This is a genomic window from Halobaculum roseum, from assembly GCF_019880245.1.
GTDB classification, from domain to species: Archaea; Halobacteriota; Halobacteria; order Halobacteriales; family Haloferacaceae; genus Halobaculum; species Halobaculum roseum.
This window is the reverse complement of record NZ_CP082286.1, coordinates 237,949-259,798: the sequence shown is the minus strand read 5'-3', so window position 1 is coordinate 259,798 and position 21,850 is coordinate 237,949. Positions and strand designations below refer to the sequence as shown.

The 21,850-nt window shown below is 69.7% G+C and carries 24 protein-coding genes; 18 read left to right on the top strand and 6 right to left on the bottom strand.

The window, feature by feature from the left end; genetic code table 11:
• Nucleotides 1-20 precede the first annotated feature (20 nt).
• The 3 genes from K6T36_RS01375 (at nucleotide 21) to K6T36_RS01365 (ending at nucleotide 3,059) form a co-directional block, all read left to right on the top strand.
• Nucleotides 21-995 carry a D-2-hydroxyacid dehydrogenase gene (locus K6T36_RS01375; protein ID WP_222922268.1) on the top strand — a complete coding sequence of 325 codons (975 nt, stop codon included), beginning with the start codon at nucleotides 21-23 and terminating at the stop codon, nucleotides 993-995.
• 84 nt (nucleotides 996-1,079) lie between these two features.
• A complete protein-coding gene (locus K6T36_RS01370; RefSeq protein WP_222922267.1) occupies nucleotides 1,080-1,628 on the top strand; it encodes a helix-turn-helix domain-containing protein in 549 nt (182 codons plus the stop codon).
• A gap of 177 nt (nucleotides 1,629-1,805) precedes the next feature.
• Nucleotides 1,806-3,059 carry an alanyl-tRNA editing protein gene (locus K6T36_RS01365; RefSeq protein ID WP_222922266.1) on the top strand — a complete coding sequence of 418 codons (1,254 nt, stop codon included), beginning with the start codon at nucleotides 1,806-1,808 and terminating at the stop codon, nucleotides 3,057-3,059.
• A gap of 56 nt (nucleotides 3,060-3,115) precedes the next feature.
• Here K6T36_RS01365 and K6T36_RS01360 read toward each other — a convergent pair whose 3' ends face one another.
• Nucleotides 3,116-4,432, bottom strand: a complete 1,317-nt coding sequence (locus K6T36_RS01360; protein ID WP_222922265.1) for a carboxypeptidase-like regulatory domain-containing protein — start codon at nucleotides 4,430-4,432, stop codon at nucleotides 3,116-3,118.
• Nucleotides 4,433-4,584: 152 nt separating this feature from the next.
• On the opposite strand from K6T36_RS01360, the gene K6T36_RS01355 reads away from it, so the two are divergent.
• A complete protein-coding gene (locus K6T36_RS01355; RefSeq protein ID WP_225935154.1) occupies nucleotides 4,585-5,748 on the top strand; it encodes an acyl-CoA dehydrogenase family protein in 1,164 nt (387 codons plus the stop codon).
• Between the two features lie 4 nt (nucleotides 5,749-5,752).
• The gene (locus tag K6T36_RS01350; protein WP_222922264.1) at nucleotides 5,753-6,280 is read left to right on the top strand and encodes an HAD family hydrolase; all 528 of its coding nucleotides are present in this window, start codon (nucleotides 5,753-5,755) and stop codon (nucleotides 6,278-6,280) included.
• 24 nt (nucleotides 6,281-6,304) lie between these two features.
• Here the strand turns inward: K6T36_RS01350 and K6T36_RS18835 are convergent, their stop codons facing one another.
• Nucleotides 6,305-6,541 carry a DUF5822 domain-containing protein gene (locus K6T36_RS18835; RefSeq protein WP_345778298.1) on the bottom strand — a complete coding sequence of 79 codons (237 nt, stop codon included), beginning with the start codon at nucleotides 6,539-6,541 and terminating at the stop codon, nucleotides 6,305-6,307.
• A gap of 136 nt (nucleotides 6,542-6,677) precedes the next feature.
• Here K6T36_RS18835 and panB point away from each other — a divergent pair, with 136 nt between their 5' ends.
• Nucleotides 6,678-7,490 (top strand): 3-methyl-2-oxobutanoate hydroxymethyltransferase, encoded by an 813-nt coding sequence (gene panB, locus K6T36_RS01340; RefSeq protein ID WP_222922263.1) that lies wholly within the window; start codon nucleotides 6,678-6,680, stop codon nucleotides 7,488-7,490.
• Nucleotides 7,491-7,668: 178 nt separating this feature from the next.
• Here the strand turns inward: panB and K6T36_RS01335 are convergent, their stop codons facing one another.
• Nucleotides 7,669-8,439 carry an alpha/beta fold hydrolase gene (locus tag K6T36_RS01335; RefSeq protein ID WP_222922262.1) on the bottom strand — a complete coding sequence of 257 codons (771 nt, stop codon included), beginning with the start codon at nucleotides 8,437-8,439 and terminating at the stop codon, nucleotides 7,669-7,671.
• Nucleotides 8,440-8,607: 168 nt separating this feature from the next.
• Between K6T36_RS01335 and K6T36_RS01330 the strand changes: the two genes are divergently transcribed.
• Together K6T36_RS01330 and K6T36_RS01325 are read left to right on the top strand one after the other, a co-directional pair.
• Nucleotides 8,608-8,862, top strand: a complete 255-nt coding sequence (locus K6T36_RS01330; protein ID WP_222922261.1) for a DUF7127 family protein — start codon at nucleotides 8,608-8,610, stop codon at nucleotides 8,860-8,862.
• Nucleotides 8,859-11,120: a CDC48 family AAA ATPase gene (locus K6T36_RS01325; RefSeq protein ID WP_222922260.1), complete on the top strand. Its 2,262-nt coding sequence runs from the start codon at nucleotides 8,859-8,861 to the stop codon at nucleotides 11,118-11,120. The genes K6T36_RS01330 and K6T36_RS01325 overlap by 4 nt, the downstream gene beginning before the upstream one ends.
• Nucleotides 11,121-11,240: 120 nt before the next feature.
• Here K6T36_RS01325 and K6T36_RS01320 read toward each other — a convergent pair whose 3' ends face one another.
• From K6T36_RS01320 to K6T36_RS01310, 3 genes are all read right to left on the bottom strand, one after another.
• Nucleotides 11,241-11,741, bottom strand: a complete 501-nt coding sequence (locus K6T36_RS01320) for a GNAT family N-acetyltransferase (protein WP_222922259.1) — start codon at nucleotides 11,739-11,741, stop codon at nucleotides 11,241-11,243.
• A 15-nt stretch (nucleotides 11,742-11,756) separates the two neighbouring features.
• Nucleotides 11,757-12,053: a DUF7976 family protein gene (locus tag K6T36_RS01315; RefSeq protein WP_222922258.1), complete on the bottom strand. Its 297-nt coding sequence runs from the start codon at nucleotides 12,051-12,053 to the stop codon at nucleotides 11,757-11,759.
• Between the two features lie 106 nt (nucleotides 12,054-12,159).
• On the bottom strand, nucleotides 12,160-13,233 hold the full coding sequence (locus K6T36_RS01310; protein ID WP_222922257.1) for an Mrp/NBP35 family ATP-binding protein: 1,074 nt from the start codon (nucleotides 13,231-13,233) through the stop codon (nucleotides 12,160-12,162).
• Nucleotides 13,234-13,403: 170 nt separating this feature from the next.
• On the opposite strand from K6T36_RS01310, the gene moaA reads away from it, so the two are divergent.
• The 10 genes from moaA (at nucleotide 13,404) to K6T36_RS01260 (ending at nucleotide 21,796) form a co-directional block, all read left to right on the top strand.
• On the top strand, nucleotides 13,404-14,414 hold the full coding sequence (moaA, locus tag K6T36_RS01305; RefSeq protein WP_222922256.1) for a GTP 3',8-cyclase MoaA: 1,011 nt from the start codon (nucleotides 13,404-13,406) through the stop codon (nucleotides 14,412-14,414).
• A 126-nt stretch (nucleotides 14,415-14,540) separates the two neighbouring features.
• Entirely contained in the window at nucleotides 14,541-14,834 is a 294-nt protein-coding gene (locus K6T36_RS01300) for a 50S ribosomal protein L21e (protein WP_222607686.1), read from the top strand.
• A 5-nt stretch (nucleotides 14,835-14,839) separates the two neighbouring features.
• On the top strand, nucleotides 14,840-15,196 hold the full coding sequence (locus K6T36_RS01295) for an RNA polymerase Rpb4 family protein (RefSeq protein WP_222922255.1): 357 nt from the start codon (nucleotides 14,840-14,842) through the stop codon (nucleotides 15,194-15,196).
• 101 nt (nucleotides 15,197-15,297) lie between these two features.
• A complete protein-coding gene (locus tag K6T36_RS01290) occupies nucleotides 15,298-15,981 on the top strand; it encodes a DUF655 domain-containing protein (protein WP_222922254.1) in 684 nt (227 codons plus the stop codon).
• Nucleotides 15,982-16,136: 155 nt separating this feature from the next.
• Complete coding sequence (locus K6T36_RS01285; protein ID WP_222922253.1) at nucleotides 16,137-16,997, top strand: 16S ribosomal RNA methyltransferase A; 861 nt, start codon at nucleotides 16,137-16,139, stop codon at nucleotides 16,995-16,997.
• Nucleotides 16,994-18,259 (top strand): mechanosensitive ion channel family protein, encoded by a 1,266-nt coding sequence (locus K6T36_RS01280; protein WP_222922252.1) that lies wholly within the window; start codon nucleotides 16,994-16,996, stop codon nucleotides 18,257-18,259. The genes K6T36_RS01285 and K6T36_RS01280 overlap by 4 nt, the downstream gene beginning before the upstream one ends.
• Entirely contained in the window at nucleotides 18,252-18,896 is a 645-nt protein-coding gene (locus K6T36_RS01275) for a HemK2/MTQ2 family protein methyltransferase (RefSeq protein ID WP_222922251.1), read from the top strand. The genes K6T36_RS01280 and K6T36_RS01275 overlap by 8 nt, the downstream gene beginning before the upstream one ends.
• A gap of 59 nt (nucleotides 18,897-18,955) precedes the next feature.
• Nucleotides 18,956-19,990 carry a 5-methyltetrahydropteroyltriglutamate--homocysteine methyltransferase gene (locus K6T36_RS01270; protein WP_222922250.1) on the top strand — a complete coding sequence of 345 codons (1,035 nt, stop codon included), beginning with the start codon at nucleotides 18,956-18,958 and terminating at the stop codon, nucleotides 19,988-19,990.
• Complete coding sequence (locus K6T36_RS01265; RefSeq protein ID WP_222922249.1) at nucleotides 19,987-21,069, top strand: methionine synthase; 1,083 nt, start codon at nucleotides 19,987-19,989, stop codon at nucleotides 21,067-21,069. The genes K6T36_RS01270 and K6T36_RS01265 overlap by 4 nt, the downstream gene beginning before the upstream one ends.
• Nucleotides 21,070-21,286: 217 nt before the next feature.
• Nucleotides 21,287-21,796: a BGTF surface domain-containing protein gene (locus K6T36_RS01260; protein ID WP_222922248.1), complete on the top strand. Its 510-nt coding sequence runs from the start codon at nucleotides 21,287-21,289 to the stop codon at nucleotides 21,794-21,796.
• Nucleotides 21,797-21,850: the final 54 nt, after the last annotated feature.

The following is a 21,850-nucleotide window of genomic DNA, read 5'->3' as shown; positions in this document are numbered from 1 at the left end:
GGCCGGTCGTGGCGGCGCGCATGCGAATCGTCGTCACCAGACAGAAGATCCACGGCCACCCGGCCGCGGAGTACGCCGAGCTGCTGCGCGAGCGACTCCCCGATCACGAGGTCGTCCTCGCGGAAACCCCGGCGGAGGAGCGCGAGCAGATCCGGACCGCCGATATCGTCACCGGCGAGGGCGCAGCCGCCGAGGAACATCTCGACGAGGCGTCGTCGCTGCGCCTCTTCGCGGGCGTGTACGCCGGCGTGGGCCACCTCGATCTCGACGCCTTCGAGGACGCCGGCGTCGCCGTCACGAACGCCTCGGGCGTCCACGCGCCGAACATCTCCGAGTACGTGCTCGGCGCGCTCGTCTCGCTCGCGCGCGACTTCCGCCGGGCGACCCGCCAGCAGGACCGCCGCGAGTGGCGCGCGTACCGCACCCGGGAGCTGTACGACTCGACGGTGGCGGTCGTCGGGCTCGGCGCCATCGGATCGGCGGTCGCCGAGCGATTGGAGCCGTTCGGCGTCGAGACCCTCGGCGTCCGGTACACGCCCGAGAAGGGCGGCCCCGTCGACGAGGTGTACGGCTTCGACGACCTCCACGAGGTGCTGGCGCGGACGGATCACCTCGTGCTCGCGTGCCCGCTGACGGACACCACCGAGGGCCTGATCGACCGCGAGGCGTTTCGGACGCTCCCGCCGCACGCGACGCTCGTGAACATCGCCCGCGGGCCCGTCGTCGACACCGACGACCTGGTGTACGCGCTGCGGTGGAATCAGATCCGCGGGGCGTTCCTCGACGTGACCGATCCCGAGCCGCTCCCCGAGGACCACCCGCTGTGGGGGCTCGACGACGCCCGGATCACCCCGCACAACGCGGGGCACACGCCGCGGTACTTCGAGCGCGTCGCCGACATCCTCGCGGGCAACGTCGGGCGGCTGGAGGCCGCCGAAGCCGCCGGCGACGCCGGAGGCGACGACGTTACCGACCTGGAGAACCGGGTCGTCTGACCGAACGCCCGTGGCGACGGTGACGGTTGCACCACCTCCGAACACGGAACACGGTTTTATCCCCCGGCGGACGTAGCAGGGAGCATGGCGAAGTACTCCACCGGAAGCGGCGGTGGCGGCGGCGACGGCGACGCGTGCGAGCTGTGCGGACGCGAGGACACCAGCCTGTCGGAGGCGAACGTCGCCGGCGCGCGGCTGTTGGTCTGCGGCGACTGCGCGCCCCACGACGACAACGCCCGAAGCGGCGGCTCCGACCGTGGCCGCGGCGGTGGCGGCGGTGGCGGGGGCGGGGGAACCGGTCGCGACGCCGACGAGCCGAGCCGGAAGAAGCGCGCCGCGCAGAACGTCGCGAAGGCGATGGACGCCTCCACCGGCGACTCGCGCCACTGGGAGGAGGAGGGGACCGACTACGAGGAGGACCGCCTCCCGTACCTCGTGAAGGGGTACGGCGAGGTCGTCACCGAGGCGCGACAGGACGCGGGGATGACCGCCGAGGATCTCGCGGCCGAGGTCGGCGTCGACGCCGAGCAGATCCACGCCGTCGAGGACGGACGGGCGGCCCGCGCGGGCGTCGGCGGGTCGACGGTTCGGGGGATCGAGCAGGTGCTCGACGTGAAGCTCGTCGACGAGTAAGGCGAGACGCGAGCGAAGCGAGCGTCTCGGTAATCGGGGGGCGAGCTTGCGGGCGAGCCGCCCAGGAATGGAACGCGGTCAACCGAAGGGAGGTACCGGACTGTCCACGAACGAAACGCGACCGGCCGACGCTGCCGCGGGCACACGCTTTTTCGCCCCCGGCGGCGACCACCGCCCATGAGCGACTCGCTGGCGCCGGCACACCCCGAGGTCCGGGAGTTCGAGGCGACGGTCGGATCGGTCGACGGACGCGACGTGACCCTCGCGGAGACGTACTTCTACCCCGAGGGAGGCGGTCAGCCCGCCGATCGGGGGACGCTCGGCGGCGTGCCCGTCGCCGACGTACAGTCCCACGGGGACGCGGTCGTCCACACGCTCGCGGCCGAACCCGACTTCGCCGCCGGCGACACCGTCGCTGGCGTCGTCGACGACGACTTCCGGACGTACTGCATGCGCGCCCACACGGCGAGCCACGTGCTCTACGGCGCTGGACGGCGGCTCCTCGACGATCTGGGCTACGGCGGGTTCGGGATAAGCGCTGCTCCTCGGGAGCAGCGAGCGAGCGGCGACGCCGCGAGCACCGACGAGAAGGTCCGCGTCGACTTCGAGACCTCGACCGACATCACCGACGACGTGCTCGTCGACCTCGAACGGCTCGTCAACCGCGCGGTCTGGGACTCGCTGCCCGTCTCGTGGGAGACCCGCGCAGTCGAGGACGCCCGCGGCGACGACGCCGTCGCGTTCAACGACAAGACCGAGGACGACGTGATGGCCGATGCGGACTCGGTCCGCGTCGTCACCGTCGAGGGGTGGGACGAGGCAGCCTGCGGCGGCACGCACGTCTCCAACACCCGCGAGATCGGGCCCGTGACGGTGCTCGAACGTTCGAACCCCGGCGAGGGGCTCACCCGCGTCGAGTTCGCCGTCGGCCCCGCGGGGATCCGCCGCCGCGCCGAGACGCACCGCGAACTCCGCGCGGCGGCCCGCGAGGCGGGGGTCGCACTCGACGGCGTCGCCGACGCGGTGACACGGCTCGCGAGCGAGCGCGACGATCTCGCCGACGACCTCGCGTCGCTGCGGGAGGAGGTGCTCGTCGGACGCGTCCGCGACCTGCCGGCCGTCGACCGCGACGGCGACGACTGGCGGATCGGCGTCGTCGAGGGGTTCGACGCCAACGCGGTCGGCGACGCCGCGCAGTCGGTCGTCGGCGACGCGGATGAGGCGCCCGACGTGGTCGCCGCGGTCGGCGACGGGTCGGCGCCGTTCGTCGTCGTCGCGTCCGCGGGCGCCGTCGACGCCGGCGACGTGGTCGACCGCGTGACCGCCGAGTTCGGCGGGGGCGGCGGCGGGGCGCCGACGTTCGCGCAGGGCGGCGGGCTCGACGCGGACCCCGACGCTGTCATCGAGTTCCTTGAAGGGACCGACGAGTAAGCACCGGGACTCGACCCCGGGCGTCGCCGGGGTCGCCGGTACCGTTCACGTCGCCGCTACTCGTTCCGTCTACTGGCTGCGAGCCCGGCCGCACCCGCAAGCGCCAGCAGCGCGAGGACCGCCGACAGCGACGTGAAGCCGGGGAAGCTGACGAACGATTCGGACGGCGGCGTCGTGGTCGCGGTCGGCGTGGCGGTCGCCGTCGGGGCCGGCGTGTCGGTCGGGGTCGCCGTCGGCGACGCGGTCGCCGTCCGCTCGCGGACCGCCGCGATCGTCAGCGGCGCCGAAGTCAGATCGTCCGTCTCGGCGACCACCGTGCGGTTTCCGGCCGAGTCGAGCCGGACCGTCAGCGTCCCGTCGCCGCCGGTGCGGCCGACCGCCTCGCCGTCGACGAGCACCCGCGCGTCCGCGACGGGGTCCCCGTACGCGTCGGTGACCGTGACGACGTTGCGCTCGCCGACGAGTATCCGATCGTTCACAGCGGTGACGTTCAGCGTCGGCGTCCGACTGAGGTTCACCGACACCGGGCGCGCGGACTCACCGACCCGAACCGTTCGCGAGACGGTCTCGTATCCTTCCTTCGTCACCTCCAGGTCGAGATCCGCGTTGACGGGGACCTGCGCGGTCGCCTCCCCGTTCTGGAGCGTCCGGAACGTTCCGGCCGTCTCGAGCGTCAACTGCGCGTCCGGGACGGGTTCGGCCGGGTCGAACCGGTCGTCGACCACCTCGAACGAGAGGGTGACCGAGCCGCGCTCGAGCGCGACGGTCTCGCGGGAGGAGTCGCCCACCTGCACGTCGCGGACGACGCGGTAGTATCCCTCCTTGACGACGGTGAGGCTGTACTCGCGCTGCTCGATCGTTCCCGTGGTGAAGCGCCCGTCGTCGTTCGTCCGGCCGTTGACGACGATCTCGCCGTCGACGCGTGCGATGACGCGCGCATCGGCGACGGCATCTCCCCTATCGTCCTCGGCGGTGACGGTGAGGCTTCCCCGTTCGCGGACGGTGACCCGGACGGTCTCCTCGTCGGCGGAGTCGACGACGAACGGCGCGTTCCGGACGTACTCCGGGTGGTCGACGCCGATCTCGACGGTCGAGCCGGCGGGAACGTCGACGAAGGCGCGCCCGTTGCCGGCGGTCGTCGCCGTCGCGGAGCCGTTCTCCCACGTTGCGGTGAGATCCGCCTCGGAGACCGGATCGCCCTCGGGGGTCTGCACTGCGATCGTGAGGGTGACCGTCGATTCCTGTGCGGAGGGGTCGGCCGCGTCGACGCCGGCGGCGGGGCCGGGCTGTCCGGCGCCGACCGCGCCGACGGCGGGCGCGAGCCCGAGGAGCACCACCGTCGCGATGAGCAGCGGTCGCGTGTAGGGACGCATCGGGTCGGAACTCGCGGTCCTCCCGGAAAGGTAAGCGCGACTTTCGCGCCGACAAGGGGTCGATAACTGAACCCGGGTCCCCGCGGTCGCCCACGCCCCTCGGCCACCGAGGAGTCAGACACGCTTAACCTCCGCGCGCCGAAGCCACCGACATGGCACACGCGAACGCGGACGCGTACGCGAATTCCCCGTCGATGCTGGACGACGAGGAGCGCGCGATCCGCGAGGTTGTACGCGAGTTCGCCGTCGAGGAACTCCGCCCGGGCGCCCGGGAGGCCGACGAGACGGAGGAGTTTCCCGAGGAGGCGTGGGACAAGCTGGCCGACCTCGATCTCACGGGGCTGACGGTCCCGGAGCCGTACGGCGGCTTCGACGCCGACCGCTCGACGTACGCGATCGTGAACGAGGAGCTCGCGTACGGACAGCTCGCCGTCGCGACCGCCCTGTCGGTCCACTGCCTCGCGACCTCCTGTATCGCGAACTTCGGCTCGGAGGCCGTCAAGGACGAGTGGCTACCCGAGATGGTCGACGGCCGCCCGGTCGGCGCCTTCTGCCTTTCCGAACCCGGCGCGGGGTCGAACCCGGCGGAGATGACCACAACCGCCGACAAGGACGGGGATGGATACGTTCTGAACGGCGAGAAACAGTGGATCACGAACGGCGAGCGCGCCGGCGTCTACATCGTCTTCGCGAAGACCGACGCCGACGACGAGGGCTCGATCACCCAGTTCCTCGTCCCCGCCGACTTCGACGGCGTCGAGGTCGGCAAGCGGGAGGAGAAGCTCGGTCTGCGCGCTTCCGATACGGTCGGGATGCAGTTCTCGGACGTTCGCGTTCCCGAGCGGTACCGACTCACCGAGGAGGGGAAGGGCCTGTCCGCGGCGTTCGAGACGCTCACCGGCGGCCGGATCGCGATCGCCGCACAGGCGGTCGGCCTCGCGCAGGCCGCCTTCGACGAGGCCCGCGAGTACGCCCACGAGCGGGAGCAGTTCGACTCCCCGATCGCCGAGATCGAGGCGGTGCGAAACACGTTCGCGGAGATGGCGACGAAGGTGCAGGCGTCGCGGCTGCTCGTCCGGGAGGCCGCGCGTCAGTCCGACGCGGGCGAGGATCCCCGGCTCGCCGCGTCGATGGCGAAGTACTTCGCCAGCGAGTCGGCCGTCGACGTGACCAACGAGGCCGTTCAGATCCACGGCGGCTACGGCTACATGAGCGAGTTCGACGTGGAGCGGTTCTACCGCGACTCGAAGATCACGACGATCTACGAGGGGACGACGGAGATACAGAAGACGATCATCGCCCGGGAGCTGTTGTAGTCCCGTGACCGGTGCGTACGCGAACTACGAGGCCGTCGTGTTCGATCTCGACGGCACGCTGGTCGATCTGGCGGTCGACTGGGACGCGGCCGCGACCGACGCGATCGGCCTGTTCGAGCGCAACGGCCACGACGCCGCCGGCGCGGACCTGTGGGGGCTGTTGGAACGGGCGGACGACGCCGGACTCCGCCCGGAGCTTGAGGCGGTGCTCGCGGACCACGAGACGCGCGGCGCCGCGGCGTCGACGCGGTTCCCGCACGCGGATCACCTCCCGCTGTCGGTCCCTACGGGGGTGTGCTCGCTCAACTGCGAGGCCGCGTGTCGGACGGCGCTGGACCGCCACGACCTGACCCCCCACGTCGGGGCGGTCGTCGGCCGCGACTCGCTGGCGACGTACAAGCCGGACCCCGAGCCGCTGGTCGCGACGCTTCGGGATCTGGGCGCGGATACCGAGGGGGCGCTGTTCGTCGGCGACTCCGAACGTGACGCCGTGACCGCGCGGCGCGCGGGCGTCGACTTCCGGTGGGTGTAACGTCGCCGGAGGGAGCGCCGCCGCTCACTCGGCCCGGACGTTCCTCTCGTAGTAGTAGGCGGCCAGCGCGGTCACGATCCAGATCACGGCGCCGACTCGGATCGCGAAGCTCGCGCGCGCACCCCAGGTGGGGAGCGTCACGAACGCCGACAGCGCCGCGACGAGCACGGCGCCGGCGGTCACCGTGACGACGAACGTCATCTGCATCACCCACCCGTAATCGACACCATCCGGATCGGTCGACTCGACGCGCTCGGGCACGGTCCGAGGTTCGAGGCGACCGGGTAAGCCGTGTCGATCCGTCGTGGCGACCCGAGGGGTGCCGACCGACGCCCGCGGACGTCGGCGGTCGCCGGGATCGCACCGATTAATCCGGTCGGCGGTCGATACCCCGGGCATGGTAACCACGCGCGAGCTCCGAGATCGGGCGGGCGACGAGCCCATCACGATGCTGACGGCGTACGACGCGCCGACCGCGGCGGTCATCGACGACGCCGGGATCGACGTGATCCTCGTCGGGGATTCGATGGGCAACGCGGTGCTCGGTCACGACTCGACGCTCCCCGTCACGCTCGAGGAGGTGCAAAGCCGGACCGGAGCCGTCGCTCGCGCCACGGAGGACGCGCTCGTCGTCGCCGACATGCCGTTCCTCTCCTTCGGAGTCGACGACGCCGAGAGCATCGAGAACGCCGGTCGAATGCTGAAGGAGGCCGACGCGGACGCCGTGAAGATCGAGTCCGGGCCGCACACGGTCGAGTTGACCCGCAGGCTCGCACAGCTCGGGATCCCGGTGATGGCGCACCTCGGGCTAACGCCCCAACACGTGAACCAGCTCGGCGGCTACCAACGGCAGGGCACCGACCCGGACGCGGCCGAGGAGCTGCTGGAGCTGGCGCGCGAGCACGAGGAGGCCGGCGCGTTCTCGCTCGTGCTCGAACACGTCCCCGCGAACCTCGCGGCCCAGGTGACGGAGGCGCTCGACATCCCGACGATCGGGATCGGGGCGGGACCGGACACGAACGGGCAGGTGCTCGTGATCACCGACGTGCTCGGCCTCGACGAGTGGTCGCCGCCGTTCTCCAAGCAGTACGCAGACCTCCGGGGGGAGATGGCCTCGGCCGTCGAGGCGTACAAGCGCGAGGTCGAGCGCGGGGAGTTCCCGGCGGACGAACACAGCCACGTCGAGGACGACGTCGACGACGTGTACTGACGGCCCATCGGAGTGGCTCGGGCTGACAGGCGACTCGTGTCGCGCTCGGGCCGGTGAGTCGCACATCCGCTGAACGACCCGAGCGGCTCAGTTCGGCACGGGACCGTTGGAGCCGGTATCGTATTTGAACGTTCGCCGGTCGCGGGTCGGCCGATCGACCCGGCCGCGTGCGGGGTCGCTACAACCCGTCGATGAACGTCGCGACGGCGTCGTTGAACGCGTCCGGTCGCTCGATCATCGCCAGGTGGGCGGCGTCGTCGAGCACCGCGAGCTCACACTCGGGGATCTCTTCGGCGAGGTACTCGTGGTAGCGCGGCGGCGTGAGCCCGTCGTGTTCGCCGACGACCGCGAGGGCGGGAACGTCGATCTCGCCGAGTCGGTCGCGCACGTCGAACTCGTGGCAGGTGCGGAAGTCGCGCTCGACGACCGCGCGGCCCGCGTCGCGCATGGCCGCACGGGAGCGGTCGAGCGCGTCCTCGTCGGCGTCGTGGAACAGGCGGTCGGGCTCGTGAAGGAACTCGACGGCGCGGTCGAAGTCGTCGCGCAGCCACACGAGCAGGTCGTCGAGCACGGCCAGCTTCGCTCCCGTCCCCGTCAGAACGAGTCCGTCGAGCGCGAGGTCGCGTTCGAGCGCGACCCACATCGCGATCGCGCCGCCGAGGGAGTTCCCCACGAGCACCGAGGAGTCCGTGGCGTCCGCGACCGCGACCACGTCGTCGGCGTACGCCTCGAGCGCTTCCGGTCCGGGCTCGGCGTTGACATCGTCGCTGTCGCCGTGTCCGCTGAGGTCCATCGCCGTCACCGGCGTCCGATCCGCGAGCCGCGACTGTCCCGTCCACACGTCGTTCGTTCCTCCGCTACCGTGCACGCACACCAGCCCCGGCCCCTCCGCCGCCCCGCCGCGGGTCCGATACGCCGTCTCCCGGCCGTGATGGGTCACCGTGTTCATGTAGGTGTCTCGCGCGGGTGGGGGCATAAATCGGCCGGGGGAGCGCGGTGACGACGACGGCTGTATCTCGAACTGCAAATCGACCGTAAACTAGGATACGCTACGCCCTACTGCGATTCATTGGAGAAAGATTTATATATTCGAGTGTGTTACTTGTTGTTAGGACAAATGAATCAACGCACCTCCGTCGACCGGCGCGAACGGTTCCTCCGCCGGTACGACTACGACGACGGGACGGTCATCGCTGCGGACCTGAACGCCGCCGACGAGGACGTGACGGTCGACACGGTCGACGGGACCGCGATCGTCGTGATCGCCGGTGATGACGGCCACGAGGACGAGGAGTTCGAGTTCGATCTCCCCGGCCCGGCCGCAAGTGTTGACATCGAGAACGGCGTACTCACGATCGGGATCAACGCATGAAGCTCACGGTCAAACCCCTGAAACAGAAGGACGCGGGGCGTCGCCTCGCCGCGATCGACCGGGTCGCCGCCGACGAGCTCGGCCTCTCGGGCGGCGATTACATCCGCATCGAGGGAGACTCGACCGGTATCGCCCGCGTGTGGCCGGGGTACCCGGAGGACGACAACACGGGTATCGTCCGGATCGACGGCCAGCTCCGGCAGGAGGCGGGCGTCGGGATCGACGACCGCGTGACCGTCGAGCCGGCCGAGGTCGAGCCCGCTGAGCGGATCACGATCGCGCTGCCCCAGCAGTTCGGTGTCCGCGGCAATATCGGCTCGATGATCCGCGACAAGCTCTCCGGACAGCCGGTCACCCAGGGGCAGACGATCCGGTTCCCGCTCGGGCTGGGGCTGATGGGCGGCGGCTCGCAGGCGGTTCCGCTCAAGATCGCCTCGACGAACCCCTCCGGAACCGTCGTCATCACCGACTCCACGGACGTGGATATCTCCGAGAAGCCGGCCGAGCAGATCGCAGAGGGCGCGGCCGGCGGCGGCGCCGAGACACCGGACGTGACCTACGAGGACATCGGCGGGCTCGACGACGAGCTCGAACAGGTCCGCGAGATGATCGAGCTGCCGATGCGCCACCCGGAGCTGTTCAAGCGCCTCGGCATCGAGCCCCCGAAGGGCGTGCTCCTCCACGGCCCGCCGGGCACCGGGAAGACGCTCATCGCGAAGGCCGTCGCCAACGAGATCGACGCCGACTTCCAGACGCTCTCGGGCCCCGAGATCATGTCGAAGTACTACGGGGAGTCCGAGGAGCAGCTCCGCGAGGTGTTCGAGGAGGCCGCCGAGAACGCTCCCGCGATCATCTTCATGGACGAGCTGGACTCCATCGCGCCCAAGCGCGAGGAGGCCGGCGGCGACGTGGAACGCCGCGTCGTGGCCCAGCTGCTGTCGCTGATGGACGGGCTCGAGGAGCGCGGCGAGGTCGTGGTCATCGGCGCCACCAACCGCGTCGACGCCATCGACCCCGCGCTCCGGCGCGGCGGCCGCTTCGACCGCGAGATCGAGGTCGGTGTCCCGGACCGCGACGGACGCCGCGAGATCCTGCAGGTCCACACGCGGAACATGCCGTTGTCGGACGACGTCGACATCGAGGAGTACGCCGAGACGACCCACGGCTTCGTCGGCGCCGATCTCGAGAGCCTGGCGAAGGAGGCCGGGATGAACGCGCTGCGGCGGATCCGCCCGCAGCTCGATCTGGAGGAGGACGAGATAGACGCCGAGGTGTTGGAGTCGATCCAGGTCACCGGCGCCGACATGAAGGAGGCGCTCAAGGGGATCGAGCCCTCCGCGCTGCGGGAGGTGTTCGTCGAGGTCCCCGACGTGACGTGGAACGACGTGGGCGGCCTGGAGGACACGAAAGAACGCCTCCGCGAGACGATCCAGTGGCCCCTCGATTACCCGGAGGTGTTCGAGGCCATGGACATGGAGTCCGCGAAGGGCGTGCTCATGTACGGCCCGCCGGGCACCGGGAAGACGCTGCTCGCGAAGGCCGTCGCCAACGAATCCGAGTCCAACTTCATCTCCGTGAAGGGGCCCGAACTGCTCAACAAGTTCGTCGGCGAGTCCGAGAAGGGCGTCCGCGAGATCTTCAGCAAGGCCCGCGAGAACGCGCCGACCGTCATCTTCTTCGACGAGATCGACGCGATCGCGACCGAGCGCGGCCGCAACACCGGCGACTCCGGCGTCTCCGAGCGCGTCGTCTCCCAGCTGCTGACCGAGCTCGACGGCCTCGAAACGCTCGAGGACGTGGTCGTCATCGCGACGACGAACCGGCCGGACCTCATCGACAACGCCCTGCTGCGTCCGGGTCGCCTGGACCGCCACGTCCACGTGCCCGTCCCCGACGAGGAGGGGCGCCGGAAGATCTTCGGGGTCCACACCGAACACAAGCCGCTGGCCGACGACGTCGACCTCGACACGCTCGCGCGCAAGACCGACGGATACGTCGGCGCCGACATCGAAGCCGTCTGTCGCGAGGCGTCGATGAACGCCTCGCGGGAGTTCATCAACTCCGTGTCGCCCGAGGAGGTGGACGACTCCGTCGGCAACGTCCGCGTCACGATGGAGCACTTCGAGCAGGCGCTGGAGGAGGTCCACCCCTCCGTCACCGAGGAGACGAAGGAACGCTACGAGGAGATCGAACAGCGGTTCCGGAACCGCGAGGCCCGCGACAAGCAGGAGGCGGAGATGGGTCGGACGTTCCAATGAACCTCTTTTAGGGGGATCCTCCTCGCTCGGTCCGTTCGTGCCTGACGTCCCTCGATCGCGGCGGGTGCGCCGGTGACTCCGTACCGTTTCCGCGCTCCCGGCGGCACCGCCTCCGCGACGCTAGTCGAGCCGTTTTTCGAGGACGATCTCGTCGTACTCCCTGAAATCCAGCGGGTGATCTCCGGTCTTCTCGTAGCCGCGATCCCGGTAGAAGTCCGGGAGGAACGGATGCTCGGGGGGCGTCGTCAACCAGACCGTCCCGTAGCCGTGCTCTCGGATCCGGTCCTCGGCACGATCGAGCAGTTGTCCGCCGACTCCCTGGCCCTTCCACCCCTCGTGGACGCCGAGGCGACTGAGCTTCACGCGGTCCTCCCCGGTCGCTTCGAGCCTGACCCCGGCGATCACTTCGTCGACATGGTCGGCCTCGCACCCGACCGTGTCTCCGTCCTCGGCGACGAGGACCGTGTGGTCGCGGATCCACTCGCGCACTTCCGCCTCGGCCACCGACTCCGCTTTCATGGGGAACCCGAGTTCCCGGTTCTCTCGGTACGCGCTGTGATACACCCGAACGAGCGCGGCCGCGTCCGACCCTTCCGCCGGTCGTACGGTGAGACCCGTCATACGTCCACCCTGCGACTACTCCCGTCTCAGTCCGCCCCGCTCCTTGATCTGCATGATCCGTCTGACGTTCAGATAGATCTCCTCCGGGGAGGTGTCCTCGTCGGGGTCGTACAGGTCCGAGACGCGATAGAGGATCGCCGAGAGCTGTTTCGACTCGCCGGAGTCGCCCCGGACGTCCTCGGCGACCGTTCGAAGGAACTCCCGCGTCTCCGCGTCGGCGACGAACTCCTCGTCGGAGTCCGGCGCGAGCTGCCAGTCGGGGTCGTCGTCCTCCCGGAGGTCCTCGGGGAGGCGATCGTCGTCGTCGGCCATGTTCGGCCTCTGTGGTCCCGACGCTAATGACCTTCCGACTCCGTCAGACACTCATGAAAACTGGTGTGTCACGCGCCGGTACGGCCGATAGCGACCGCCCGAGCCGTTACTGCGTCGGCGAGTTGCCCTGTGCGCGTCGGCTCACCGTCCGGCGCTGGACGACGCCGACGTTGTTCGCGACGTTCTCCGTGACGATCTTGAACGCGTCGCCGACCTCGCCGGGCTGGTCGTCGAGCACGACCGGCTTGCCGCCGTCGCCGCCCGCGCGGACCTCCGGGTCCAGCGGGATCCCCCCGAGGAACGGGAGGTCGTTGTCGGCGGCGAACTGCTTGCCGCCGCCCTTCCCGAACACCTCGTGTTCGGAGCCGCAGTCCGGGCAGACGAACCCGGACATGTTCTCGACGATGCCGAGCACGTTCGTGTCGTGTTTGCCGAACATCCGCAGCCCCTTGTTCGCGTCGTCGAGGGCCACGTCCTCCGGCGTCGTGACGATGACCGCGCCCGTGAGCGGCAGCGTCTGGAGGATCGTGAGCTGCGTGTCGCCGGTCCCCGGCGGCAGGTCGAGCACGAGGTAATCGAGCGCGCCCCACTCCACGTCCTCGACGAGCTGCGTGAGCAGCTTGTGGACCATCGGGCCGCGCCAGATGACCGGGTCGTCCTCCCCGACGAGGAACGCCATGCTCATCAGCTTCATCCCGTACTTCTGGGGCGGGATGATCGTGTCCTGGTCGGTCGCGTGTGGCGCCTCGTCGGCGTCGACCATCCGCGGCACGTTCGGCCCGTAGATGTCCGCGTCGAACAAGCCGACGCGCGCGCCCAGTTGTGAGAGCCCCGCCGCGAGGTTCACCGCGACCGTCGACTTCCCGACGCCGCCCTTGCCGGAGGCGACGGCGATGACGTTCTTCACGTTCGGGAGCACCTCCTCGCCCTCCGAGAGGTCCGACTCCACGTTCGCGGAGATGTCCAGCGCGTAGTCGGCGTCCGCGAGCGCGTCGCGGACGCCCTCGGCGATGGCCGTCTCGTTCGGCGCGTACGGCGCCCCCAGCGCCAGCGACACCCGGATCACGCCGTCCTCGTCGTCGACCTGTACCGCGTTCACCAGGCCGAGCGAGACGATGTCCTCCCCGAGGTCGGGGTCCTCGACGCCCGAGAGTCGCTCGCGTACGGCGGCTTCGTCCATGGCTTGCCGTCGGCGAGCGCTCCGAATAAGGGTTTCCCACGTGGCACTCTCTCGCCGGCCCAGCGCGATCGTTGTATCTACCTAGATACGTCGAATGTAACGTTTCGAGGTTACATTCACCCCCGATCGTCCCACACGTTCAAGTACGCTCGAACGAAGGTTGGTACATAATGCCGACACCGCTGGTCGACGACTTCGGGCGGGAGGTGACCGGGGTGCGCGTCTCGCTGACCGACCGGTGCAACTTCGACTGCGTCTACTGTCACAACGAGGGGCTGGGGGACACGCGCGGGCCGATGGACCCGCAGGACGACGAGATGTCCACCGACGACGTGGTCCGCTTCCTGGAGGTCGCCGCCGAGTTCGGCGTCGACGCGGTGAAGTTCACCGGCGGGGAGCCGATGCTCCGGGACGACCTGGAGGAGATCATCCGGCGCACGCCCGACTCGATGGAGACCTCGATGACGACCAACGGGACGTTCCTGCCCGGCCGCGCGGAGGACCTCGTCGACGCCGGCCTCGACCGCGTCAACGTCTCACAGGACGCGCTCGACCCCGAGGCGTTCGCGGAGATCACCAAATCGGGGGCCTACGAGCAGGTGCTGGAGGGCGTCCGCTGTGCAGTGGACGCCGGCCTCGACCCGGTGAAGCTGAACATGGTCGTGTTCGAGCACACCGCCGGCTACGTCGAGGGGATGGTCGAGCACGTCGCCGAGAACGACGGCCTCCAGCTCCAGCTCATCGAGTACATGCCCGAGTTGACCGGGAAGCCCGAGTGGAACATCGACATCCAGCGCGTGCACGACTGGCTGTCGGACATCGCCGTCCGCGTCGAGCACCGCGAGATGCACGACCGCAAGCGCTACTACGTGGGCGACGCCGACGCGGCGTCCGCGGAATCGCCGGACGCCGCGGGGCTCGGGATGGTGGAGATCGTCGACCCCGTCGAGAACGACGACTTCTGCGCCAACTGCGGCCGCGTCCGCGTCACCCACGAGGGGTATCTCAAAGGCTGTCTCAACCGCAATGACGACCTCAAGTCGATGGGCGAGATGACGAAACCCGAGGTCCGCGAGGCGTTCCGCGAGGTGGTCGCCGACCGTGTCCCCTACTACGGCGAGTACCTCGTCGAGAACGACCGGGGCGAGTGGGAGATCAACGAGGAGTACATCGGGGCGTGAACGATCCGCGCGCGTCGGCCTCCCAGTGTGGTCCGCGCGGCCGCGACGACCGCGTGTGAACTCGACTCAACCGGCCCGCGGAACGCACCATTTATACCCGCGACAGGAGAAGACGTGCGCACGACTATGCCGAGTTCGAACGGACCCCTTCACAGCACGCGCGGAAAGCTCTCGAACGACCCCCGTGACCGCGGCACCTCGCCGCCCCAGCGCGCCATCGCCGAGTTCGACGAGGGACAGAAGGTCCACCTGAAGCTGGACCCCTCGGTCAACGACGGGCGCTTCCACGCCCGCTTCAACGGCCACACCGGCACCGTCGTCGGCAAGCAGGGCGCCGCCTTCAAGGTCGAGATCGTCGACGGCGGCAAAACGAAGACGATCCTCGCCAAGCCCGCGCACCTGAAGGCCCAGACCGAGTAGACCCGATGACGATCTTCAAGGAGAAGCTGAGCGAGGAGTACCTCACCGTCTCCGAGGCGAAGGAGCTGCTCAGCTCGGTCGAGGCCGACCGCGCGACCGACGAGGACCGGGAGATGCGCTACGAGTTGGCGCGCGCGGTCGACCACGTCAACCGGTTCGCGTTCCTCGAGGCCGACGAGTCGCTCGAACTCGTCGAGGAGCTGCTGGAACTGGAGAAGGTCGACGAGCCGCAGGCGTACAAGATCGCCGACCTGCTCCCGCGCGACCGGACGGAGGTCCGTGCGGTGTACGCCCAGGAACGGTACGCCCTCGACGGCGACGAGCTCGACGCGATCCTCGACGTCGTCGCGAAGTACGCGTAACGCGACCCTCGACTCGGCGACGCCGCCTCGCGGCCCTTCTGGTCGTCGGAACGCGACGACGGCGACGACCTTTTATCACCTCCGGCAACCTATCACGGGGCATGACCGACGAGCGCGATCCCGAGACGGCGAGCGACCCACCCGACGCGACGGACGCTGTCGACGAGAGTGCCGCCGAGCCCGAGGGCCGCGCGGACGACGCCGAGGGCATCGAGGACGACGCCGTCTACGCGTACGTCCTCGAGTACCTCCCGCACGGGCGCGCGGACGACGACCGGCCCCAGCACCGGCGCCCGGCGGTGGCGTACGGGCTCGACGAGCGCGACTTCCGGCTGTTCGAGTTCGAGCTGACCGACGACGCCGAGTTCGGCATCGACGACCGAGTGCAGATCGAGCCGGAAACCGCAGCAGGCATCAAGCGTGCGCGCCGTGTCGGCTACGACGACCTCAACCGCGGCGCGAGCCAGGAGCTGGAGTACGTGGTCGAGGATATCATCGAGGCCGACGAACGGCGCTTCGTCGACTTCTACAACGACGCCGAGCCGATCTCGTTGCGGCTCCACCAGCTCAACCTCCTCCCCGGGATCGGGAAGAAACTGCGCAACAACGTCCTCGACGCGCGCAAGCGCGGCCCCTTCGAGTCGTTCGAGGACCTGAGCGAGCGGGTGTCGGGGCTCCACAGCCCGAAGGAGAAGCTCGTCGAGCGTGTGATGGAGGAGCTGCGCGACGACGACCTGAAGTACCGCATCTTCGTCGGCGTCGACGCGCCGACGGCGAACAAGTGATCTGACCGGCGTTCGCTTCCGACCGCCGTTCTCGTCCGACCGCCGTTCTCGTCCGACCGCCGTTCCCGTCCGACCGCCGACTCCCTCCCGCGGGCCGGGTCCGCCGCTCGAACCGAATGGACGGATTTACCGCCGCCGACGGTCAACGGGGGGTAATGACCGACGCTACCCCGGAGTTCCGCGATCCGGACGACCTCCGGCGGCGCGCCGGGGTCCGGGGGGACCCCGACCGCGACCAGCACTTCCTCGTGGACGACCGCGTGCTCGACCGGCTTCCCGGGTACCTCCCCGGGGACGCCGACCGATCGCACGTCCTGGAGATCGGCGGCGGAACGGGCGCGCTCACGGACCGCCTGCTCGCGGCCGCCGACCGGGTGACGGTCGTCGAACGCGACCCCGAACTCGCGGCGTTCCTCCGCGAAGAGTTCACGGAGGCCGTCGACGCCGGCCGGCTCGACGTGCTCGAGGGTGACGCACTCGACGTCGAGCTCCCCGAGTTCACCGCGTCCGTCTCGAATCTCCCGTACGGCGTCTCCTCGGAGATCGTGTTCCGCCTGCTCCCGCTCGGGCGGCCGCTCGTGTTGATGTTTCAGGCGGAGTTCGCCGACCGCATGGTCGCCGAGCCGGGGACGTCCGAGTACGGCCGCCTCTCGGTGTCCGCACAGCACTACGCGGACGTTGAGATCGTCGAGCGGATCCCGCCGGAGGCGTTCGACCCGCAGCCGCGCGTCGAGAGCGCGGTCGTCCGCTGTGTCCCGCGCGCGCCCGACTACGAGGTCGACGACGAGGCGTTCTTCCTGCGGTTCGTGAAGGCCCTGTTCACTCAGCGGCGCAAGACTGTCCGCAACGCGATCCGGAACACGGCGCACATCTCGGGGCTGGCGGACGCCGACGCGGTCGTCGACGCCGTCGACGAGGACACCCTCTCGAAGCGGCCGGGCGAGCTCCCGCCGACGGCGTTCGCCGAGCTGGCCGAATCGGCACACGAGACGAGCGAGATCGGTCCGGGACAGTGACACAGAACGGAACGACACAGCCGGTGGGCGGCACGGCGACGCCGAGCGTCCCCGGCGGCGACGCCGCGGCGTCGACCGCGACCGACCTCGTCTCGTGGATCCAGTCGGCGGTCCCGACGACCGGCGCGCAGATCGCGGCCACGGTGTTCGCGATCCTGCTGCTGGTGGCCGTGATAACGGCCGTCCGCCGGGCGGGCCCCGCTCTCAAGGAGCGCCTCGACGACCGCGATCTGCTGGTCGAGTCGGCGCAGGCGGCGGTGGTCACGACGACGGTGGCGTCGTTGGGGCTGTTCGTCATCGTCGTGTGGCGCGGGGTGTCGCTCGTCGGCGCCGCGCTCCCGGGCGAGGTGTTCGCCGGCCGCAACGTCGCCCGGACGGTGTTGACCGTCGGGATCCTCGCCGGCGCGACCCTGATCACCCGCGTCACCAAGCGGGCCATCCGAAACATCGGACGCGAGCAGAGCGCGCTGTCGGACCACCAAAGCGAGATCGCCCACCACGTGGTGCAGGTCTCGGTGTACGTGATCTCGCTTATCGTCGTGTTCGCGGTGTGGGGGGTCAATCCGGGGAGCCTCCTCGTCGGCGCCGGGTTCGCGGGCATCGTCCTCGGGCTCGCCGCCCGCCAGACCCTCGGGGCGGTGCTCGCCGGGTTCGTCGTCCTGTTCTCCCGGCCGTTCGAGCTGGGCGACTGGGTCGTGATCGGCGACCAGGAGGGCGTCGTCACCGACATCACGATCGTCAACACCCAGATCCGGACGTTCGACGACGAGTACGTGATGATCCCCAACGACCTCGTCACCGACACCGACGTGGTCAACCGCTCCAGGAAGGGTCGCCTCCGCCTGAACGTCGATGTCGCCCTCGATTACGACACGGACCTCGAGGAGGCCATCGAGGTCGCCGAGGAGGCGATGCGGGACCACAACCTCGTGTTGTCGCCGCCGGAGCCCCACGCCGTGCTCACGGGGTTCGACGACTCCGCGATCGGCATGCGCCTGCGCTTCTACATCAGCAATCCCAGCGCCCGGAAGATGTGGAAGGCCCGCACGCGGGTGACGGTCGCGGTGAAGCGAGCGTTCGACGACGCCGGCATCAAGATCCCCTTCCCGCAGCGCGAGCTGTCCGGGCGCCCCGACTCCGACAGGCGTGGGGTCACCACCAGCGCCGTTTCCCCCGATGCCGCGGACGAGGCGTCGTCGGGTGACGTCGAGACCGACGGCGCCGCAGCGGACGAGGCGTCGTCCGGGGGCGACGATGCCTGAGGACGACGACTCGCCCGATACCACCGGGGCGGCCGATCCCGGGGACACCCGCGATGCGCTCGCCGAGCGAAGGGGGCTCGACGCGCCCGTCTACGAGCCCGCGGAGGACTCCGGGTTGCTCGCGGAGGCGGCCGTCGAGCACGCCCGCGGCGTGACGCTGGAGGTCGGAACCGGGTCGGGATGGGTGGCCGATCGGGTGCGACGCGAGGGCGACGCGACCCGAGTGCTCGGCAGCGACGTGAACCCCCACGCGTGCCGGCGAGCCCGCGACCGCGGCGTCGAAGCGGTCCGCGCTGATCTGCTCGCGGCGTTTCGAGACGGCGCGCTCGACACCGTCCTGTTCAATCCGCCGTACCTCCCGACGGACCCGGACAACGAGTGGGAGGACTGGCAGGAGGTGGCGCTGTCGGGCGGCGAGTCCGGCCGCGACCTCATCGAGCCGTTCCTCGACGACCTGCCGCGCGCGCTGGCTCCCGACGGCGTCGCGCTGCTGTTGGTCTCGTCGCTGACGGGCTTCGCGGACGTGGTCGAGTACGCCGTCGACCGCGGGTTCGACGCCGAGACCGTCGCGGAGGAGTCGTACCCCTTCGAGACGCTCTCGATCCTCGCGTTGCGACACCGGGAGCACGCGAGATAACTACTGAGCATTTATCCGAACAAGAAGTATTATGCGTCGGCATTTCGTAGCCACTGTCGATGACCGACGTAGTCGCCACCACCCCGGGGCTGTATCCGCTCCCGGACTGGGCGAAGGACGACCTCTCCGACCTGAAGGGCCACCAGAAACACGACCTCATCGACGGCGACGAGGACGCCGCCGTCGCCGACGCGTACGGCGACGTTCGCGCGGAGTTCGTCGCCGACCAGCGCGACGCCGGCCTCGACCGGATCGTCGAGGGCCAGGGTCGCTGGGACGACATGCTCGCGCACCCGCTCACGGTCCACGACAGCGTGGAAACGGGCGGGATCGTGCGGTACTACGACAACAACAACTTCTACCGCGATCCGCGCGTCGTCGGCGACCTGACCGCCTCCGGCGACGTGGCCGACGAACTCTCGGCGGCCGCCGACCTCCTGGGCGACGGCGACGCGCTCCAGGCCGTCCTCCCGGGACCGTACACCCTCGCCGACCTCGCGAGCGACGAACACTACGGGGACGAGGCCGAGTTCCTCGACGCCGTCGGCGAGTTCCTCGCGGGCGAGGTCGCGGCGTTCCCCGCCCACGAGACGCTGTTCCTGCTCGAACCCTCCTACGTGACGAACGCGCCGGGCGACGACCTGAACGAGCTCGCGAGCGAGACGATCGACCGCGTCGCCGGCGCGACCGACGCCGACGTGGTCGTCCAGACGTACTGGGAGGCCTTCGAGGAGAAGGCGTACGCCCACCTCATGGACGCCGATGTCGACGCCGTCGGCTTCGACTTCGTCGCCGCCGACCGCGACGTGAACCTGGAGTGCATCAACGAACTCGGCACGGCTGACGACATCGCGCTCGGGCTCGTCGACGGGCAGAACACCCTCGTCGAGGACCCGGAGACGGTCGCCGAGCGCGTCGACTGGGTCCACGACCAGATCCCCGCACAGACGTTCGAGACCACCTACGTTACGCCCAACACCGAGACGTTCTACCTGCCGGTGAACAAGCATCGGGCGAAGCTGTCGGTGCTCGCGGAGGCCGCAGAGATCGCCGCCGGCGACGCCGACGCCCCGGAGACGGAGGTGGAAGCATGAGCCGGAACCCCGAGAACCGCGAGCAGTTCCGTCCCGATGGGCACGACAGCGACCACTTCCTGCTGACGACCGTCGTCGGCTCGTACCCGAAACCCAAGTGGCTGAACCGCGCGCGCGACCACTTCGAGGACGACGAGCACTCCTTCGGCGAGGCGGAGTGGGCGGAGGCGACCGACGACGCCTGTCGCGTCATCACCCACGAGCACGAGCGCGCCGGCCTCGACACGGTCGTCGACGGCGAGATGCGCCGCGAGGAGATGGTCGAGTTCTTCGCCGAGCGCATCGACGGCTACGAGTTCAACGGCCCCGTGAAGGTGTGGGGCCACAACTACTTCGACAAGCCGTCGGTCGTCGAGGGTGTCGAGTACGACGAGCCGTGGCTCGTCGACGAGTTCGAGTTCGTCGACGACGTGGCCTCGCGCCCGGTGAAGGTGCCGATCACCGGCCCGTACACCCTCGCCAACTGGGCGTTCAACGAGGCGTACGACGACGACGAGGCGCTGGCGTACGACCTGGCGGACCTGGTGAACGAGGAGATCGAGAAACTCGTCGAGGCGGGCGCTCGCTACATCCAGATCGACGAGCCCGCGCTGGCGACGACGCCGGACGACCACGCCATCGTCGGCGAGTGCCTGGAGCGCATCGTCAGCGACATCGACGACGAGGTCCGAATCGGCCTCCACGTCTGTTACGGCGACTACTCGCGCGTCTACCCCGAGATCAACGACTACCCGATCGACGAGTTCGACGTGGAGCTGTGCAACGACGACTACGAGCAGATCGAGACGTTCGCGGACGGAGAGTTCGCGCCCGATCTGGCCCTCGGCGTCGTCGACGCCCACGTCGCCGAGGTGGAGTCGGTCGAGGAGATCAAGGAGAACATCCGGCAGGGCCTGAAGGTCGTGCCCCCGGAGAAGCTCACCGTCAGCCCCGACTGCGGGCTGAAACTGCTCCCCCGGGAGGCCGCCTACGGCAAGATGGAGAACCTGGTGCAGGCCGCCCGCGAGATCGAGGCCGAACTCGACGCCGGCGAGATCGACGTGCCCGCGATCGAGGACGCCGCCCCCGCCGACGATTAGAGCGAGGCGGGAGCGAGCGACGCGAGCGACCGCCTCGACAGGGCGGCGGCGAGGTCTCTATGCCGAGCCGCCCAGGAACGACGGGAGCGAGCGACGCGAGCGACCGCCTCGACAGGACGGCGGCGTGACCCACCGACCCCGTGTGACCTGATAACGAAAACGAGTTTCTTCGTCTCCGATACGATTAGTACGTCGCCGCCGCCAGCGACGGACACGGATGAGGCCCTCCACACACAGACGAGTCGCAGCTATCGCCGTACTGTTGATCGCGGTCGCCGGGCTGACCGGCGCCGCCGCCGGCGCGTCCGACGCCTCCCTCTCGACGGTGAACGAGACCGTTCGCGTTCACGCGGTCGAGGACGCGACCGTCACCGGGACGACCGACCTCGACGCCGGCGAGAACGCCTCGGTCCGGGTGCAGTCGACCGGGGACACGGCGCCGAGGTTCTTCAGGAGCCGGCAGGTCAGCACCGGCGAGAACGGGACCGTCGCCGCCACGTTCGACTTCTCAGAGCACGCCCCCGGCGACACGTTCTCCGTGACCGTCGTCCACGACGGGTCGACGATCGCCGAGGCGGAGGGGGAGGTCGTCGCCGACGACGTTGCCGTCACCCGGACTGGTACTCCCGAAACGACCACCGAGACCACCGGTCCGGGCTTCGGAATCGGAGCCGCGGCCGCCGCGGTGTGTCTCGGTGCGGCGTTCATGGCCCGGCGTCGCGGCTGACCGTCGCCCGCGCGGCACCTCGGGCGGGGCCGCCGCCGCGTTCTTCCTTCGCCC

Bases quoted from the DNA above. Each gene is read 5' to 3' on its own strand.
- K6T36_RS01375 (WP_222922268.1), top strand. From the start codon at position 21: ATGCGAATCGTCGTCACCAGACAGAAGATCCACGGCCACCCGGCCGCG.
- K6T36_RS01370 (WP_222922267.1), top strand. From the start codon at position 1,080: ATGGCGAAGTACTCCACCGGAAGCGGCGGTGGCGGCGGCGACGGCGAC.
- K6T36_RS01365 (WP_222922266.1), top strand. From the start codon at position 1,806: ATGAGCGACTCGCTGGCGCCGGCACACCCCGAGGTCCGGGAGTTCGAG.
- K6T36_RS01360 (WP_222922265.1), bottom strand. From the start codon at position 4,432: ATGCGTCCCTACACGCGACCGCTGCTCATCGCGACGGTGGTGCTCCTC.
- K6T36_RS01355 (WP_225935154.1), top strand. From the start codon at position 4,585: ATGGCACACGCGAACGCGGACGCGTACGCGAATTCCCCGTCGATGCTG.
- panB (WP_222922263.1), top strand. From the start codon at position 6,678: ATGGTAACCACGCGCGAGCTCCGAGATCGGGCGGGCGACGAGCCCATC.
- K6T36_RS01335 (WP_222922262.1), bottom strand. From the start codon at position 8,439: ATGAACACGGTGACCCATCACGGCCGGGAGACGGCGTATCGGACCCGC.
- K6T36_RS01330 (WP_222922261.1), top strand. From the start codon at position 8,608: ATGAATCAACGCACCTCCGTCGACCGGCGCGAACGGTTCCTCCGCCGG.
- K6T36_RS01325 (WP_222922260.1), top strand. From the start codon at position 8,859: ATGAAGCTCACGGTCAAACCCCTGAAACAGAAGGACGCGGGGCGTCGC.
- K6T36_RS01320 (WP_222922259.1), bottom strand. From the start codon at position 11,741: ATGACGGGTCTCACCGTACGACCGGCGGAAGGGTCGGACGCGGCCGCG.
- K6T36_RS01315 (WP_222922258.1), bottom strand. From the start codon at position 12,053: ATGGCCGACGACGACGATCGCCTCCCCGAGGACCTCCGGGAGGACGAC.
- K6T36_RS01310 (WP_222922257.1), bottom strand. From the start codon at position 13,233: ATGGACGAAGCCGCCGTACGCGAGCGACTCTCGGGCGTCGAGGACCCC.
- moaA (WP_222922256.1), top strand. From the start codon at position 13,404: ATGCCGACACCGCTGGTCGACGACTTCGGGCGGGAGGTGACCGGGGTG.
- K6T36_RS01300 (WP_222607686.1), top strand. From the start codon at position 14,541: ATGCCGAGTTCGAACGGACCCCTTCACAGCACGCGCGGAAAGCTCTCG.
- K6T36_RS01295 (WP_222922255.1), top strand. From the start codon at position 14,840: ATGACGATCTTCAAGGAGAAGCTGAGCGAGGAGTACCTCACCGTCTCC.
- K6T36_RS01290 (WP_222922254.1), top strand. From the start codon at position 15,298: ATGACCGACGAGCGCGATCCCGAGACGGCGAGCGACCCACCCGACGCG.
- K6T36_RS01285 (WP_222922253.1), top strand. From the start codon at position 16,137: ATGACCGACGCTACCCCGGAGTTCCGCGATCCGGACGACCTCCGGCGG.
- K6T36_RS01275 (WP_222922251.1), top strand. From the start codon at position 18,252: ATGCCTGAGGACGACGACTCGCCCGATACCACCGGGGCGGCCGATCCC.
- K6T36_RS01270 (WP_222922250.1), top strand. From the start codon at position 18,956: ATGACCGACGTAGTCGCCACCACCCCGGGGCTGTATCCGCTCCCGGAC.
- K6T36_RS01265 (WP_222922249.1), top strand. From the start codon at position 19,987: ATGAGCCGGAACCCCGAGAACCGCGAGCAGTTCCGTCCCGATGGGCAC.
- K6T36_RS01260 (WP_222922248.1), top strand. From the start codon at position 21,287: ATGAGGCCCTCCACACACAGACGAGTCGCAGCTATCGCCGTACTGTTG.